This is a genomic window from Labrenzia sp. VG12 (genome assembly GCF_002237595.1).
Lineage (GTDB): Bacteria > Pseudomonadota > Alphaproteobacteria > Rhizobiales > Stappiaceae > Roseibium.
On record NZ_CP022529.1, the window covers coordinates 96,372 to 111,309 of the forward strand.

Annotated in this window: 14 protein-coding genes; 11 read left to right on the forward strand and 3 right to left on the reverse strand. The window is 60.3% G+C overall.

Annotated features, from left to right (window positions below; all coding sequences use genetic code 11):
• Positions 1–126: 126 nt before the first annotated feature.
• Positions 127–942, reverse strand: a complete 816-nt coding sequence (locus CHH27_RS00410; RefSeq protein ID WP_094069813.1) for an ABC transporter substrate-binding protein — start codon at positions 940–942, stop codon at positions 127–129.
• Positions 943–1,335: 393 nt separating this feature from the next.
• On the opposite strand from CHH27_RS00410, the gene CHH27_RS00415 reads away from it, so the two are divergent.
• Positions 1,336–2,811, forward strand: a complete 1,476-nt coding sequence (locus CHH27_RS00415; RefSeq protein WP_094069814.1) for an ATP-binding protein — start codon at positions 1,336–1,338, stop codon at positions 2,809–2,811.
• 99 nt (positions 2,812–2,910) lie between these two features.
• Entirely contained in the window at positions 2,911–3,279 is a 369-nt protein-coding gene (locus tag CHH27_RS00420; protein ID WP_094069815.1) for a hypothetical protein, read from the forward strand.
• A 14-nt stretch (positions 3,280–3,293) separates the two neighbouring features.
• Here the strand turns inward: CHH27_RS00420 and CHH27_RS00425 are convergent, their stop codons facing one another.
• Positions 3,294–3,701, reverse strand: a complete 408-nt coding sequence (locus tag CHH27_RS00425; protein ID WP_094069816.1) for a GFA family protein — start codon at positions 3,699–3,701, stop codon at positions 3,294–3,296.
• 215 nt (positions 3,702–3,916) lie between these two features.
• Between CHH27_RS00425 and CHH27_RS00430 the strand changes: the two genes are divergently transcribed.
• Positions 3,917–4,387: a DM13 domain-containing protein gene (locus CHH27_RS00430; RefSeq protein ID WP_094069817.1), complete on the forward strand. Its 471-nt coding sequence runs from the start codon at positions 3,917–3,919 to the stop codon at positions 4,385–4,387.
• 55 nt (positions 4,388–4,442) lie between these two features.
• Here CHH27_RS00430 and CHH27_RS00435 read toward each other — a convergent pair whose 3' ends face one another.
• On the reverse strand, positions 4,443–4,760 hold the full coding sequence (locus tag CHH27_RS00435) for a hypothetical protein (protein WP_094069818.1): 318 nt from the start codon (positions 4,758–4,760) through the stop codon (positions 4,443–4,445).
• Positions 4,761–5,323: 563 nt separating this feature from the next.
• Here CHH27_RS00435 and hmgA point away from each other — a divergent pair.
• The 8 genes from hmgA (at position 5,324) to CHH27_RS00475 (ending at position 14,771) form a co-directional block, all read left to right on the forward strand.
• Positions 5,324–6,628 (forward strand): homogentisate 1,2-dioxygenase, encoded by a 1,305-nt coding sequence (hmgA, locus tag CHH27_RS00440; RefSeq protein ID WP_247646360.1) that lies wholly within the window; start codon positions 5,324–5,326, stop codon positions 6,626–6,628.
• Complete coding sequence (locus CHH27_RS00445) at positions 6,625–7,494, forward strand: MBL fold metallo-hydrolase (RefSeq protein WP_094069820.1); 870 nt, start codon at positions 6,625–6,627, stop codon at positions 7,492–7,494. The genes hmgA and CHH27_RS00445 overlap by 4 nt, the downstream gene beginning before the upstream one ends.
• 7 nt (positions 7,495–7,501) lie before the next feature.
• Positions 7,502–8,515 (forward strand): fumarylacetoacetate hydrolase family protein, encoded by a 1,014-nt coding sequence (locus CHH27_RS00450; RefSeq protein WP_094069821.1) that lies wholly within the window; start codon positions 7,502–7,504, stop codon positions 8,513–8,515.
• Positions 8,516–8,709: 194 nt separating this feature from the next.
• Positions 8,710–9,669 (forward strand): MBL fold metallo-hydrolase, encoded by a 960-nt coding sequence (locus CHH27_RS00455; RefSeq protein WP_094069822.1) that lies wholly within the window; start codon positions 8,710–8,712, stop codon positions 9,667–9,669.
• Between the two features lie 2 nt (positions 9,670–9,671).
• Positions 9,672–10,196 carry a DinB family protein gene (locus CHH27_RS00460; RefSeq protein ID WP_094069823.1) on the forward strand — a complete coding sequence of 175 codons (525 nt, stop codon included), beginning with the start codon at positions 9,672–9,674 and terminating at the stop codon, positions 10,194–10,196.
• A 24-nt stretch (positions 10,197–10,220) separates the two neighbouring features.
• Entirely contained in the window at positions 10,221–11,840 is a 1,620-nt protein-coding gene (locus tag CHH27_RS00465) for an FAD-dependent oxidoreductase (RefSeq protein WP_094069824.1), read from the forward strand.
• A complete protein-coding gene (locus CHH27_RS00470) occupies positions 11,837–12,028 on the forward strand; it encodes a DUF2783 domain-containing protein (RefSeq protein WP_094069825.1) in 192 nt (63 codons plus the stop codon). The genes CHH27_RS00465 and CHH27_RS00470 overlap by 4 nt, the downstream gene beginning before the upstream one ends.
• Positions 12,029–12,329: 301 nt before the next feature.
• Positions 12,330–14,771: a methyl-accepting chemotaxis protein gene (locus CHH27_RS00475; protein WP_094069826.1), complete on the forward strand. Its 2,442-nt coding sequence runs from the start codon at positions 12,330–12,332 to the stop codon at positions 14,769–14,771.
• The last annotated feature ends 167 nt before the right edge of the window (positions 14,772–14,938 follow it).

A 14,938-nucleotide genomic window follows, 5' to 3' on the forward strand; every position in this document is an offset into this window, starting at 1 on the left:
CGCTGACAATAGAGATGGGGCAGGAGAACTGGTTTTGAAAGGGAGCGTATTGCCGACCACGACGTGGCACAATTCGAGCGGCTGATCCTGATCTGTTTTCCTGGGGAAACCGACGTGAGAAGCAGCTCAGTTCAGGGCGGCCTTCGGGTCGATGACATGCATGCCCATGGATCCGTAAAGGGTCTTGTAGGCCTTCTCCTGGACTGCCGCCTTCAGGGCCTTGTCGACCTTGGCGATCAGTTCGGGCGAAACCGACTTCTTGCTGTACATGAAATGCACCGGGTCGCTCCAGAGCAGCAGCGGGTGTTCGGCAAAACGGTCGGGCAATCCCATTTTTGCGGCCATCGCCAGGGTCGCGGCGGGCATTTCCACCATCGCGTCGATCCGACCAGCGCTCAGCATCTTGATGCCCTCGCTGGCGGAAACCACGTTGAACACATGCGGTTTGGAGGCCGGGTTCTCCAGAAACGCCTTGAAGAACTCGCCACGGTAGGCCGATTGTTCGTGTCCGAGCACCAGGCCCCGTTCGATCACATCGTCCAGCGATGTTAGCCGGTACTTGTCGACATCCTCCTTGCGGAACACCATGCCGACGGTCTCGTTCCGGTAGGGGGTTGAGAAAAAGGCAAATGACTTTCGTTCTTCTGTGATCGATGCAAAGGGCATCATGTCGATGTCACCATTTGCCAGTTCGAAAATCGCGCGTTTGAATGGCATCACCACAAAGGAGACCGGGCAATCGATTTCCTGGAACAATCCCTCGATAAACTCTACGTCAATTCCGCTGAGTGTGCCGTCGCTCTCCAGGTGGCTGAATGGCAGGTAGTCTGCGGAAAAACGAATTTTCAGCGGTTCGGCGCACGAACTGTCTTGTGCAAAACTGACAGGTGAGGCAGCAATCCAGAATATAATTGAAAGTATGAAATAGCGTATGGATTGCATTTTCTTTGCCTGGGAATTGTTTGCATTCTTAAGTGTGCTTTCGAAAGACTAATTTTTTACTCAGGCAATCTAATAAAATTGGCTTTTTCTAAGTTTGGAAGAGGGGCTCGTGAAGGGGCAGACACCCTCTGCCTTTTACAGCCGGCCGTAAGCGTGTGACTGCAGAACAGCGTCTGCTTTTCCGGAATGGCTTGACACGCTTGTCAGAAGTGGCGAAGAGGGGCCGTGCCTGCCGTGACGCTTAAGTCCAAACGGTGGAATTCAGGGAAAACTGCGCTTTCCAGGCTAGACGGCTTTGCAAGCCGCTCGGAATCGTGCTGACTACCGCACTGCACGAAGTCGCGGAAAACGGGGTGTCCGCAGCGCTGCCGAAGCTGCACCAAAGTAAAAAGCATGACGGTTCAGATCGATATCGGGGAAATGACGGGCGGCAAACGGGCCGGGCTCGACCTTGAGGAGCTGCTGGCGACGCGGCTTCTGGTGCAGGGCAATTCCGGATCTGGCAAATCGCATCTGTTGCGGAGGCTTCTGGAGCAGTCGGCCAATTGGGTGCAGCAGGCCATCATCGATCCGGAAGGGGACTTTGTTTCGCTTGCCGACAAGTTCGGTCATGTGGTCGTTGATGCGGTCGGGACCGAAAAGGACCTGCAGATGATCGCAGGCCGGGTCCGGCAGCACCGGGTTTCGGTGGTGCTCAACCTGGAAGGCCTCGACGCCGACCGCCAGATGAAAGCCGCAGCCACGTTTCTGGATGGTCTTTTCGACGCGGACCGGGATCTCTGGTACCCGATGATCGTTGTGGTCGACGAGGCCCAGCTGTTTGCACCGGCTGCCGCCGGAGAGGTTACGGAAGAAGCCCGGCGCCGGTCTCTTGGCGCCATGACCAACCTGATGTGCCGTGGCCGCAAGCGTGGCCTGGCCGGCGTCATCGCCACGCAGCGCCTCGCCAAACTGGCCAAGAACGTCGCCGCCGAAGCCTCGAACTTCCTGATGGGCCGCACCTTTCTCGACATCGACATGGCCCGTGCCGCGGATCTCCTCGGCATGGAACGGCGACAGGCGGAGGCGTTCCGGAACCTGGATCGCGGTCACTTCATCGCGCTTGGGCCCGCCATGTCCAGGCGGCCGGTACCGGTCAAGATCGGTCCGGTGGAAACCATGGGCCGTGGTGGCAGTCCCAAGCTGATGCCGCTGCCGGAGCAGCCCAAGGAAGAGGCCAAGGATCTGATCTTCACGCCGGGCGCCGACGAGGTGCAGCCGGTGCGCCAGCGCTTCGTCGAACCGGTCGCCTCGACTGGCGAGGTTCTCGACCAGCTGACCAGTGCTGAACGCGCCAGCGAAGAAGCGGCGCCGCAGCCCGAAAGCCTGCTCGATTTCGGCGAACGGGAAGAAAAGATCTCAGAAATCATCGCCGGTATCCTGGAAGACGAAGAAGCGGCCTTTCAGCCCATTGCCTCGCTCTACCAGGATTTTCAGGTCCGCTGCCGGATCACCAAATTGCCCGGTGGCGCTCCGGATCTGCAGACATTCCGCGAAAAACTCTCTGTCGCCCGTGCAGGTGTCGACAAGGGCGAAATGGATGACGGGGCCTGGGCGCAGGCGGAACTGATCGCCGCCGAGCTGCCCGAAGACATGCGCGGTGTCTATCTGCTATTGGCCAAGGCCGCCCTCGCCAAGGCGCCCTGTCCCGGAAATCTTGAAATCGCGACAGCCTATGGCACCCGGTCGCCGGGACGTGCGCGCTGGCTTCTCAGCCATATGGAAGAGCGCGGCTTTCTCGTCTGCGCGACCGATCTGCGCGGCAACCGCATCGTCACGCTGACCGATCTCGGCTGGCAGACCGAACCGGGAGACGAGGCCGCCGCCTGACGGGCGAAGGCGGTGCTCAGTGTCGAGACCGCGGGGAAAACCCGGAAGCTCTGGCAAGTTCCCCGTTTTTCACGCATCCTTGCAAAAAGGGAGGCGCGAATGACCCTGGAAGAAACAATCGACATCTACTGCGCGGCCTGGTCGGAGCGTGATCCGGCTTATCGCCGGGAATTGCTCGATCGTGTCGTAACCATCGACATTCGTTATACCGACCCGGAAACGGATGTGCGCGGTCGGGCTGACCTGGTTGATCACATATCGGGGGTTCTGGCCGGGCGTGTCGGGGCCAAGATTGTCCGCAGCAGTGGCATCGATGCACATCATGACATGGCCCGGTTTGCCTGGCGGCTGGTCAAGGCCGATGGAACCGCACTGCCAGATGGACTGGACATTGTTTCAATCGATGAGCAGTCCGGCAAACTGAAGGCGGTGCTCGGATTTTTCGGACCGCTGAAGGACGGGACCTGAGCCCGATTTTCGCGTCAACCCGGGAAGGTTTCGAACGCGGGCAGAGCCTCCAGATCCCTGTCCCACGCGGCCCGGCTGGCCGCAAAGATATGCGCATTCGGTTGCAGGGCAACGTCGGTGTCCAGGCTGCCCGCGGGGACGACCAACAGTTTTCCATCCATCTGCAAGGACGGGGCGGCGGACCCGCAAGTCTTGCAAAACGCCTTGGTGTGGCGGGAGCCCAGAAGCGTGAAGCAGGTGACGTTGTCGGCGCCGGACACCCAGGTCAGCCGGGCTGTTGTCGAAAACAGGTTGGCGGCATGTGCCGAACCGCTGTCCTTCTGGCAGTGGCTGCAATGGCAGAGGAAAAAACTCTCAAACGTGCCTTCGACCTGAAAGGAAACCTTGCCGCAGAGACAGGATCCTGTGTGCATTGAGGACATGATCGACCTTTCCTGGCCTTGGTGGAGAAGGGGCGGCGTGGTACGCCGGGTAGAGAAAAGTGTCAAGCTGGGATGAGCTGGGTACCAGACGCCTTAGCTGCTGCGCTGTGGGCGAGGCGGTAAACCATCTGGCACGGGAATGTCATCAGTCGTTTGTTGTGCCTGCAGGAATGCACCCTACGTCTGGCTGTGATCGATTTATGCGAGGATGAACCATGTTTCGTTGGCTGCTGCTCTTGTGTTCCCATGGTGCCATGCTGGCGGTCGGGTTTGCACTGGGTGTCTATTTCCTGCCAATCCTGACGGCTCCGAAAGGCCCGGGCGAAGCGGCCCTGGCGGCGGCGGCCGAACAGGCAAAATATGATGTCACCCTGACACGCGATCTGAAAGGCAGTGACTTCCTGCATTGGGGCGAGGGAACGATCAGCCTGTCTCCAGCCCAGATCGTGCACAAGGGCGAACTCGCGCCGGGACCGGATTACAAGCTTTATCTCGTCAAGGAATTCGTTGAAGACGAAGCCGGTTTTCAGGTGGTCAAGGACACTGCAGTTCAACTCGGTGACGTGAAAACCTTTGACGGGTTCATCGTCGATGTCCCGGAAGGGGTGAACATCGACGATTATTCGACAGTTCTGGTCTGGTGCGAAGCGTTTGGTGAATTCATCACGGCCGCCAGGTACCGCTGACGCTTTCAATCCGGTTCAACCACATGGGCCATGAGGACGGCTGATTGATTTCCCGTCAAAGAGCCGGGCGCATGCGGTTGCCACAGCTCCGTGCCGGAACGGCAACGGCGGGTTTTTGGGCAAGCAGATAGTCCAGTTGGGACAATTCCAGGGCGATGCCGTCGATGGTGCGGGTCAAGACGCTTTCAAGATAGCTGCCGCCCGGCGAGCGGTCGCGTATGGCAATCGCCCTGTCCCGCGCCTTGCGCAGATACAGCATCATCGCACGCACGTCCTCTGGCGTGACATTTGTCGTCCGGACGGTTTCAGAAGATACCGGCAGCGCGGTCATTGCCGCAGCAGTATGCTTGGGGGACAGGTTGGCCAGCCGCATCACTCACCTCATAAATGTTCTCTATTTGTTCTTTTTAGTGCAGAAGCGTTTCAGGATCAACCGGGATTCTCCTTTCCGGGATCCGCCGGACCATGGTTCGGCCATCTGGACGTGTGAAAAAGTCTGATAGTCTCTAGGGTCAGGGCCCATTCATTTGATCGAAATGGCGCAGTAAACGGCAATGAGCTGCAAGGAAGAGCGCGATAAGCGGGCTTCTTGCCCGGCCCACGCGGTTTGACGCAGCAGATCAAAGCCGGTTTTGCGTCCCTTCGGGATAGGGTGAATTTGCCCGGCAACGTCGTTGCAATTCTTTGGAAACCGGACGGTTTCCTGCAGCTTTGCGCTTCGTATCCGAACAAATTCATCCCTACCATTTCACTCAAATGACTGGGTCCTGACCCTAGATATAGGGCATCATTTGAAACGCGGCTTGATCCGCGGGATCAAAATGGTTACATATGCAACTAAATTCATCTCCGAAGCGGGAGCCTGTCATGGATCATAGAGCGGACAGCAGTCAGAACATTGCGGAAAACGGTCGAAATTCGGCCGACCTGGAGTATATGCCGGGCTTCGGCAATGATTTTGAGACCGAGGCCCTGCCGGGGTCTTTGCCGCAGGGCATGAACAGCCCGCAGAAATGTGCCTTTGGTCTTTATGGTGAGCAGCTCTCCGGAACGGCCTTCACGGCGCCAAGCCACCAGAACGAGCGTACCTGGTGTTATCGCATTCGCCCGTCCGTCAAACATACCAGCCGGTTCCAGAAGATCGATCTGCCCTGCTGGAAATCGGCCCCGAATGTCTGCGACGATGTTGTCTCCCTCGGCCAGTATCGCTGGGACCCCGTGCCTCATTCCGACGAAGGCCTGACCTGGCTGACCGGCATGCGCACAATGACCACCGCCGGGGACGTCAACACACAGGTCGGCATGGCCAGCCATATCTATCTGGTTACCCAGTCGATGGAGGACGCCTATTTCTACAGTGCCGACAGCGAGCTGCTCGTGGTGCCGCAGGAAGGTGTTCTGCGGTTTTGCACCGAGCTCGGCGTCATCGAGCTGGAGCCGAAGGAAATTGCCATCCTGCCGCGCGGCCTTGTTTACCGGGTCGAGGTGATCGAGGGGCCGGCGCGCGGGTTTGTCTGCGAGAATTACGGTCAGAAGTTCGAACTGCCGGGCAGGGGACCGATCGGGGCCAATTGCATGGCCAACCGCCGCGATTTCAAGACGCCGGTTGCGCATTTCGAGGACCGGGAAGCCCCCTCCACGGTGACGGTCAAATGGTGCGGCCAGTTCCACGAGACCAGGATCGGCCACTCTCCGCTTGATGTGGTCGCCTGGCACGGCAATTATGCGCCGTGCAAATACGATCTCAGAAACTACTGTCCGATCGGCTCGATCCTGTTCGATCATCCGGACCCGTCGATCTTCACCGTGCTGACGGCCCCGTCCGGTGTGCCGGGAACGGCCAATATCGACTTCGTCCTGTTCCGCGAACGCTGGATGGTGATGGAAGACACCTTCCGTCCGCCCTGGTACCACAAGAACATCATGTCCGAGCTGATGGGCAACATCTACGGCCAGTATGATGCCAAGCCGCAGGGTTTTGTGCCCGGCGGCATGAGCCTGCACAACATGATGCTGCCGCACGGTCCGGACAACAATGCCTTTGAAGGTGCGTCCAACGCCGATCTCAAGCCGGAAAAGCTCGACAACACCATGTCCTTCATGTTCGAGACCCGCTTCCCGCAGCACCTGACGGAATTTGCCGCCAAGGACGCGCCGTTGCAGGATGATTACATCGACTGTTGGGATTCGCTTGAGAAGAAATTCGACGGCACCCCTGAGGGGACCTGGAACAAGAAATGAGCACATCAGACTTTCCGGACCGCCTGGTCATCCTTGGCTCGAAGGGCGGGCCGGCCATCCGTCCGGGCGGCCCGTCGCCGACCAGTTCCCTGATCGATATTGGCGGTCGGCGCTGCGTCGTCGATTGCGGCCTCGGTGTCACACGCGGCCTGATCGACGCCGGTGTGGTGCTGAAGGAGCTGGATCTCATCTTCATCACCCACATGCATTCCGATCACGTTCTGGAGCTGGGCCCGCTGATCCACACCGCCTGGACCACCGGTCTGGCAACACCGGTCAAGGTCTTCGGCCCGGCGGATCTCATCGAGTACTGGGACGGGTTCCTGAGTTCCATGCGCTATGACATCGATCTTCGGATCGAGGACGAGGGGCGGCCGGACCTGCGCGATCTGGTGGAGATCCACCTGCTGCAGGAAGGCGACGTTCCGCTGGAAGACGACAATCTCAGCGTCAAGGCGCTGCGGGTCGATCATCCGCCTGTGGTGGACTGCTACGCGCTGCGGTTCGAGGTCGACGGCTGGTCGGTCGTCTTTTCGGCCGACACCGCCTATTTTCCGCCGCTTGCAGACTTTTCCAGGGGATGCGACCTGCTGGTCCATGAGGCTATGCTGGCCCGCGGTGTCGACAGGATCGTGGAAATTACCGGCAATGGCGAGCGCCTGCGCGAGCATCTTCTGGCCAGCCATACCATGGCGCCCGATGCTGCGAAGATCGCAGAGGCAGCCGGGGCGAAAACGCTTGTGCTCAATCACCTGATTCCGGCGGACCTGCCGGGCTTTGAAAAACGAGAATGGCTGGAAGCGACCAAGGGCTTCCAGGGAGAAACCATCGTCAGCCATGACGGCCTGGCGATCACAAGGAGCTGAGAACCTCATGAAACTGGCAACGCTCAAGGACGGCACGCGCGACGGCAAACTGGTGGTGGTCAACGACCGCCTGACCTATTGCACCGATGCAAGCCACATCGCACCGACGCTGCAGGCCGCGCTCGACAACTGGGACCAGGTGGCGCCGAAGCTGGAGCTCCTGGCCGAGAGCCTCTCTCATGAAGCCGTGCCGACGCTGCGCTTTCACGAGCATGACGCCCTGTCGCCGCTGCCGCGCGCCTATCAGTGGGCGGACGGATCGGCCTATGTCAATCACGTGGAGCTGGTGCGCAAGGCGCGCGGTGCCAAGATGCCGGAAAGCTTCTGGACCGATCCGCTGATGTATCAGGGTGGCTCCGACACGTTCCTGGCGCCGCGCGATCCGATCACCATGGGCGAAGAAGCCTGGGGCATCGACATGGAGGGCGAGATCGCCGTCATCACCGGCGACGTACCGATGGGCGCTACCCCGGAAGAGGCGCTCAAGGCGGTCCGTCTGATCCTTCTGGTCAATGACGTTTCCCTGCGCGGACTGATCCCGGCCGAGCTTGGCAAGGGCTTCGGTTTCTTCCAGTCCAAGCCGTCTTCCGCCTTCTCGCCCGTGGCCGTGACCCCGGCCGAGCTGGGCGATGCCTGGAAGGACGGCAAGCTGCACCTGCCGCTTCATGTCGATCTCAATGGTGCACCATTCGGACGCGCCGATGCCGGTGTCGACATGACCTTCGATTTCGGCCAGCTGATCGCCCATGCCGCCAAGACCCGCCCGCTGGGCGCCGGCGCCGTCATCGGCTCAGGCACGGTCTCCAACAAGCTGGACGGCGGTCCGGGCAAGCCGGTCACCGAGGGCGGTGTCGGTTATTCCTGCATCGCCGAGATCCGCATGATCGAGACCATCGACACTGGTGAGGCGAAAACGCCGTTCCTGAAATTCGGCGACACGGTCCGCATCGAGATGATGGACGGCGAAGGCCACTCCATCTTCGGCGCCATCGAGCAGACGGTGGAGAAATATCAGAAGTAACGGCCGTCATTCCGGACAAGTGCAGCGAAGCTGCATGCTGATCCGGAATCCAGCGGTTCTGCCGCGCGCAAGCGCGCCAAATTGAATTTGTGTGGGCAAGCCCACGCTGATGTCTGGATGCCAGATCAGCGTTCGGCCTGGCCTCACTTGTCTGGCATGACGTGCATGACACGAGAACGGATTGAGGAAAAATCATGAGCAAGCAATTCGCGTCCGTCGGGGACATGAGCGAAAAGAAGATCTCCTTCACCGAGATCGGCAAGGACCTCTGGGCGTTTACCGCCGAGGGCGACCCGAATACCGGCGTCATCATCGGCGATGACAGCGTCATGATCATCGAGGCGCAGGCGACCCCTGAACTTGCCAACAAGGTGATCGAGAAGGTGCGCTCCGTCACCGACAAACCGATCAGCCATCTTGTGCTGACCCATTATCATGCCGTGCGCGTCTTGGGCGCTGCCGCCTATCAGGCGCCGACCGTGATCATGAGCCAGAAGGCGCGGTCCATGGTCGTGGAGCGTGGCGCGGAAGATCGGGAATCTGAATTCATGCGCTTCCCGCGCCTGTTCATGGGCTATGACAATGTCAACGACATCCCGCCGCTGACCTGGCCGACCACGACCTTCAATGATCGCATGACGGTCTATCTCGGCAAGCGCCGCGTCGATCTGCGTTTCCTCGGCCGGGCTCACACGGCCGGCGACATCGTCATCCACGTGCCGGACCAGAATGTCATGTTCACCGGCGACATCGTCGAGTACCACTCGGCCTGCTACTGCGGCGACGGCCATTTCAATGATTGGCCGACGACGCTGGAGGCCATCCGGTCCTTTGATGTGGAGGCCATCGCACCGGGCCGCGGCGACGCGCTGGTCGGCAAGGAAATGGTGGGCAAGGCGCTGACCAACACGGCCGACTTCGTGTCCTCGACCTACCGGCCGGTAGCCCGGGTCGCCCAGGGCGGCGGATCGCTGAAAGAAGCCTGGGACGCCTGCCGCGCCGAGTGCGATCCGAAGTTCAAGGACTATGCGATCTACGAGCATTGCCTGCCGTTCAACGTCGCTAGGGCCTATGACGAAGCGCTCGGCATCGACACGCCGCGCATCTGGACGGCCGAACGCGACGCCAAGATGTGGGCGGACCTGCAGGGCTAGGCATGACCACGGCCCTCGATCACCTACACCTGATGGCGCGCAACAACGCCTATGCAAACGAACGTCTCCATGAGGCCTGCTGCCAGCTGTCTCAAGAGGCGTTTGTGGCGGAGCGGACCAATTTCTTTCCGTCGATCCGGGAGACCCTCAATCACAATTGGGAGGTCGACCGTTACTATCTGGATGCACTCCGGGAAGAGGGCAGGGGCCTTGGCGTTTTCGACGCGCCGCATCTGGAAACAGCCTCGGAACTGAAGGAGGCCCAGGCGCTGCTTGACCGGATGCTGATCGGTTTCTGCGACAGCCTGACCAAGACCGACCTGAGCCGAAAAGTTGTGCAGGACCGCGGCAGGAACGGCCGGTTCGAGGAGACCATCGCCAACACGCTGCTGCATCTGTTCCAGCACCAGATCCATCATCGGGGGCAGGTGCATGCCATGCTGGCAGGAACGAATGTCGCCCCGCCGCAGCTTGACGAGTTTTTTCTGGATTTCGATCGCCATCCGGCGGCCGAAAGATATCTCTGACGCAGGAGCCGGGAGGGAGACCCTGTGACCAAATTGTTCGAAGCGCCGCTTTATCCCTACAAATGGTCTAGCGATCAGGAAGCGCCGTCGCCGGTGCGCCATCCCGTGGTCATCATCGGGGCCGGTCCGGTAGGGCTCGCCACGGCGATCGACCTGGCCCAGGCCGATGTGCCGGTTGTTGTTCTGGACGACAATGACAAGGTCAGTGTCGGCTCGCGGGCGATCTGTTTTTCCAAGCGCTCGCTGGAAATTTTCGACCGGCTCGGCTGCGGCGACGAGATGGAGGACAAGGGGGTCGTCTGGAACGTCGGCAAGGTCTTCTTCGGCAACCGCCAGGTCTACGACTTCAACCTTCTGCCGGAGGACGGCCACAAGCGCCCGGCCTTCATCAACCTCCAGCAATATTATTGCGAACTCTTTCTGGTCGAACGCATCCGGGCCCTGCAGGCCGAAGGCAAGCCGATCGAGATCCGGGGCGGCAACCGGGTGGAGAATCTGCACACATATGACGACCACACGCTGGTCACCGTCGAAACACCGGAAGGCGCCTACAATCTTGAAGCCGACTGGCTGATCGCCTGTGACGGTGCCGGATCACCGACCCGCCGCATGCTCGATCTTGATTTTGTTGGCCGCGTCTTTGAGGACAATTTCCTGATTGCAGACGTGATCATGAAGGCCGATTTCCCGACGGAGCGCTGGTTCTGGTTCGACCCGCCCTTCAACAAGGATCAGTCGGCCCTCCTGCACAAGCAGCCCGACGGCGTCTGGCGCATCGACCTTCAGCTCGGCTGGGACATCGACAAGGAAAAGGAGAAGAAGCCGGAAAACGTTATTCCGCGTCTGAAACAGATGCTCGGCCCGGATGTCGAGTTCGACCTGGAATGGGTGTCGATCTACACCTTTCAGTGCCGCCGCATGGAAAACTTCCGCCATGGCCGGGTGATCTTTGCCGGTGACAGTGCCCACCAGGTCTCGCCCTTCGGTGCACGCGGTGCCAATTCCGGCTTCCAGGATGCGGACAATCTCGGCTGGAAACTGAAACTCGTTCTGGAGGGCAAGGCGCCGGACACCCTGCTCGACAGTTATTCCGTTGAGCGCGAATATGCAGCGGACGAAAACATCCGGCAGAGCTCACGCTCAACCGACTTCATCACGCCGAAGTCCGAGATCAGCCGGGTCTTCCGGGACGCCGTGCTCGATCTCTCCGAGCACTACGAGTTCGCCCGGCCGCTGGTCAACTCCGGCAGGCTCTCGGTGCCCTGCACCTATGACGGTTCTCCGCTGAATGGCCCGGATGTCGCAGGCTTGCCGGCCCGGACTCGCCCGGGCAGCCCGGCGGTCGATGCACCTTTGAAGGACGGTTGGCTGCTTGACGGGCTCGGTGAAGGATTTCATCTTCTGGGCCTGGGCGTCGAGGTTCCCGCAAAAACGGAACTCGACGGAATGGACCTGACGGGCCTCTCACTCTCCGCTTCGGATCTCAACCGCGATCTGAAACACCGTTATCTCGGCGAGGTACATTCTGCGGTCTATCTGATCCGCCCGGACCAGCATGTTGCCGCGCGCTGGACGGTTTACGATGAAACCGCCGTCAGGGAGGCCCTGGCGATCGCACTGGCCAAGAAGGAAGCAATTCAATGACGGACGTGGTCACTGCCCCGAACCTGGACAAGCCGGACGAGTTCTACGCCAGGCTGCTGGCTGCTCATGAAGGGCTCAGCAAGGCGGAAAGCGATGCTTTCAACGCGCGGCTGATCCTGCTGATGGCCAACCGGATTGGCGACCTGAGCGAGTTGGACGCACTGATGGAGGCGGCCAAACGGAAGTGAGACGGCTGTCAGGCAGCGTCTGCCGGCGAGCAAGACATACGATTTGCGGTATCAAAAGTCGGTTGCAGACGAATCATAAAAAGTATCCTGAGTAGTAATTCTGGGCCGGGTTTTGCTGCGTGAGGGCTTCTGATTTTTTTCGGGCAAAAAAATCTAAGTAAAAATCACGAAGCATCTCTTTGCTGGCAAAGACAAAAATGCGTTCGAATTATTTCGCCAATAGAAACAAAAGGTCAGGCCGTAACTCTTCATCATTTCATTAACCCCCGACGTCTTCAATTTAGGAAAGTGCGGGGGAAACATGTCCAAGCTACTCACACCATTGAAGAATGCTCGCTTCTCCGCGAAGGTCGGCGGCGGGTTTGTCACCATGATCCTGGTTGCCGCTGCGGTTGGAGCGGTCGGCACAGCCGCGATCCTCGGACTGCGGGCGCAGTCCGACGTCAGTGCCAAGGCAACAGCGGCCATGGCCAACTTGCAGCAGGTGGCCCAGGCCCAGGAAGCCTATCTGTCCGCACGCAGCCCGGAACTGGCCGCGGCCGCCGAAGCCCAGATCGGACATCTGGAAACGGCACTGGTGGCTCTCGACGAAGTCTCCGGTCAGGGGGACACCGGAGCGACGGCCGAAGCGATCGCGCTGGTTGACCGCCTGCACGAGGAATTCAACGGGGTCGTTGTTGCGGTCGACAACCGCAAGGCACAGGTCGACAAGCTATTGCGGTCGGCTGTCGGGCTGGAAACCCAGGCGATCAGCATCACCGACCAGATGACCAAGATCCAGAGAGACGCCGGCAGCGCTGCGAAAAAGGCCTCCGGAACCCGCAACCGGGCCGACAAGATCGGCCGCGGCCTGTCGGACATCGAGGACACTGCCGCAGAAACCGCAGCAATGATTGCCGGGACGGGCGAAAATGCGGATCTCCCCCCCGAGACCGGCAAGTCCGTTCAGGATGCCATCGCATCAATGGCAAAGACGGCGAAGAAATCCGCCAAGCTGAAAGTGGACGGGATCGACAAGGCGCGCCTGACCAGCCTGGCGGACGCGGCAAAGGCCCTTCTGGACAAGATGCCGAAGGCTGAGGGTGAGGGGGCTGTGATTGCTCCGGTTACCGCTGCTGTTGCCGGGGAGCTCGCCCGGGGGCTGAAAGACCTGCACGATCAGGCTTCTGCCCTGCGCAAGGAAGTTTATGCGGCAACGGATGAGGCCAAGAAGGTCGCCGGCAAGGCGTCCTCCAAGCTGGGGATCGTTGATCTGGTCAACGTCAACGCGTCGAAATTTTTGCGCGCGTCCCTGGAAATCCGCTCTGCGACGATGGAGTTTTTTGCAGGTTTTGAATCCATGGGGGCCGACGAGGTCGTCAACCGGATCGAGACCCTGCGCTATCTTGCCAATCTCCTGAAGGCGGACAGCGCGGCCTTTCCTGAAATCACCGATGCCGTCGCAGCCATCGAGCAGGAAGTTTCCACCTTTGAGACCGAGTTCGCGGGCATGGTCACGGCCAAGGAGGCCTTCGACATCAAACGCGAGGCGCTGGTGGCGATCTCCGCCGACGTGAGACGGGTGATTGCCGGTCTGACGGAGGCCCAGTCTGCAAGTGCCTATGCCCGCGCGGACACGGCTCTTGGCCTGATTGCGGCTGCGCTGGTCGCGGCAATGATTGTCGGCGGATTGCTGGCCTTTGTCCTGTCGCTGGTGATCACCCGTCCGACGCGTGCGCTCACCGAAGCCATGGGCCGGCTTGCGGAAGGAGACATCGACGTTGTCATTCCGTCTACCGAGCAGGGCGACGAAATCGGTGACATGAGCCGGACCGTGCAGGTGTTTCAGGAAAACGCCCGTGAACGGGTGCGCCTTGCGAGCGAAGCCAATGCGCATCGTGAAGCCCAGGGCGAACGTCAGGACGAGATCGAGCGCCTGATCCAGGGGTTTCGCGAGGAGGTTCAGGGACTGCTCGGTGCGCTGGATGAAACGGCGGACAGCATGTCCCGGACGTCATCGGCGCTCGGCGGCATTGCCGAAAACAGCGCCGAACAGGCGGGCGACACGGCGCGGGTCAGTGAAGATGCCAGCATGAGCGTTGAAAACGTTGCCGGCGCCGCCGAAGAGCTTTCTGCATCCATTGCAGAGATCGGCGATCAGGTGCGCCGTTCCTCCGATATCGTGACGTCTGCCACCAGCGCGGTCCATGAAACCAACGACAAGGTCCAGGGTCTTGCCGAAGCGGCCTCCAAGATCGGTGAAGTCGTCACCCTGATCCAGGCGATTGCCGAGCAGACCAACCTCTTGGCCCTGAACGCCACCATCGAGGCGGCAAGAGCCGGCGAGGCGGGCAAGGGCTTTGCCGTCGTGGCTGCCGAGGTGAAGGAACTGGCCACACAGACCTCCCGTGCCACGGAAGAGATCTCCTCCCAGATCCAGACCATCCAGAACTCCACCGGCGAAGCGGTGGCGGCCATCGGGGCGATTTCCGACACTATGGAAGAGGTCAATGGTTATACCCAGGCGATCTCCTCTGCCGTCAGCCAGCAGGGCGCTGCCACGAACGAGATTTCGGGCAATGTACAGCGCGCTGCCCAGAGCACGCAGGCGGTCCAGTCGAACATGGCACGGCTCGCCCAGGCGGTTGACGAAACCCGCGAAGCTTCCGGCGACGTTCAATCCGCCTCGGGTGACCTGAGCGACCGTAGCGGCGCCCTCAAACAGGGCATTGAGACCTTCCTGAACCGCGTGGCAGCGGCGTAGCGACGGTCCCCACCCGTTCACTGCTCCGCCAACAACCGCCGGCAATCTGCCGGCGGTTGTCAACTCCGGAGGACTTGTGCCGGCAACGGGGCAAACGGCTGATCCGTTCAGACGCTTCAGTCCCTCTATGAACGTCGTTCCAGCAATTACTTTGCTCTGTAGAATTG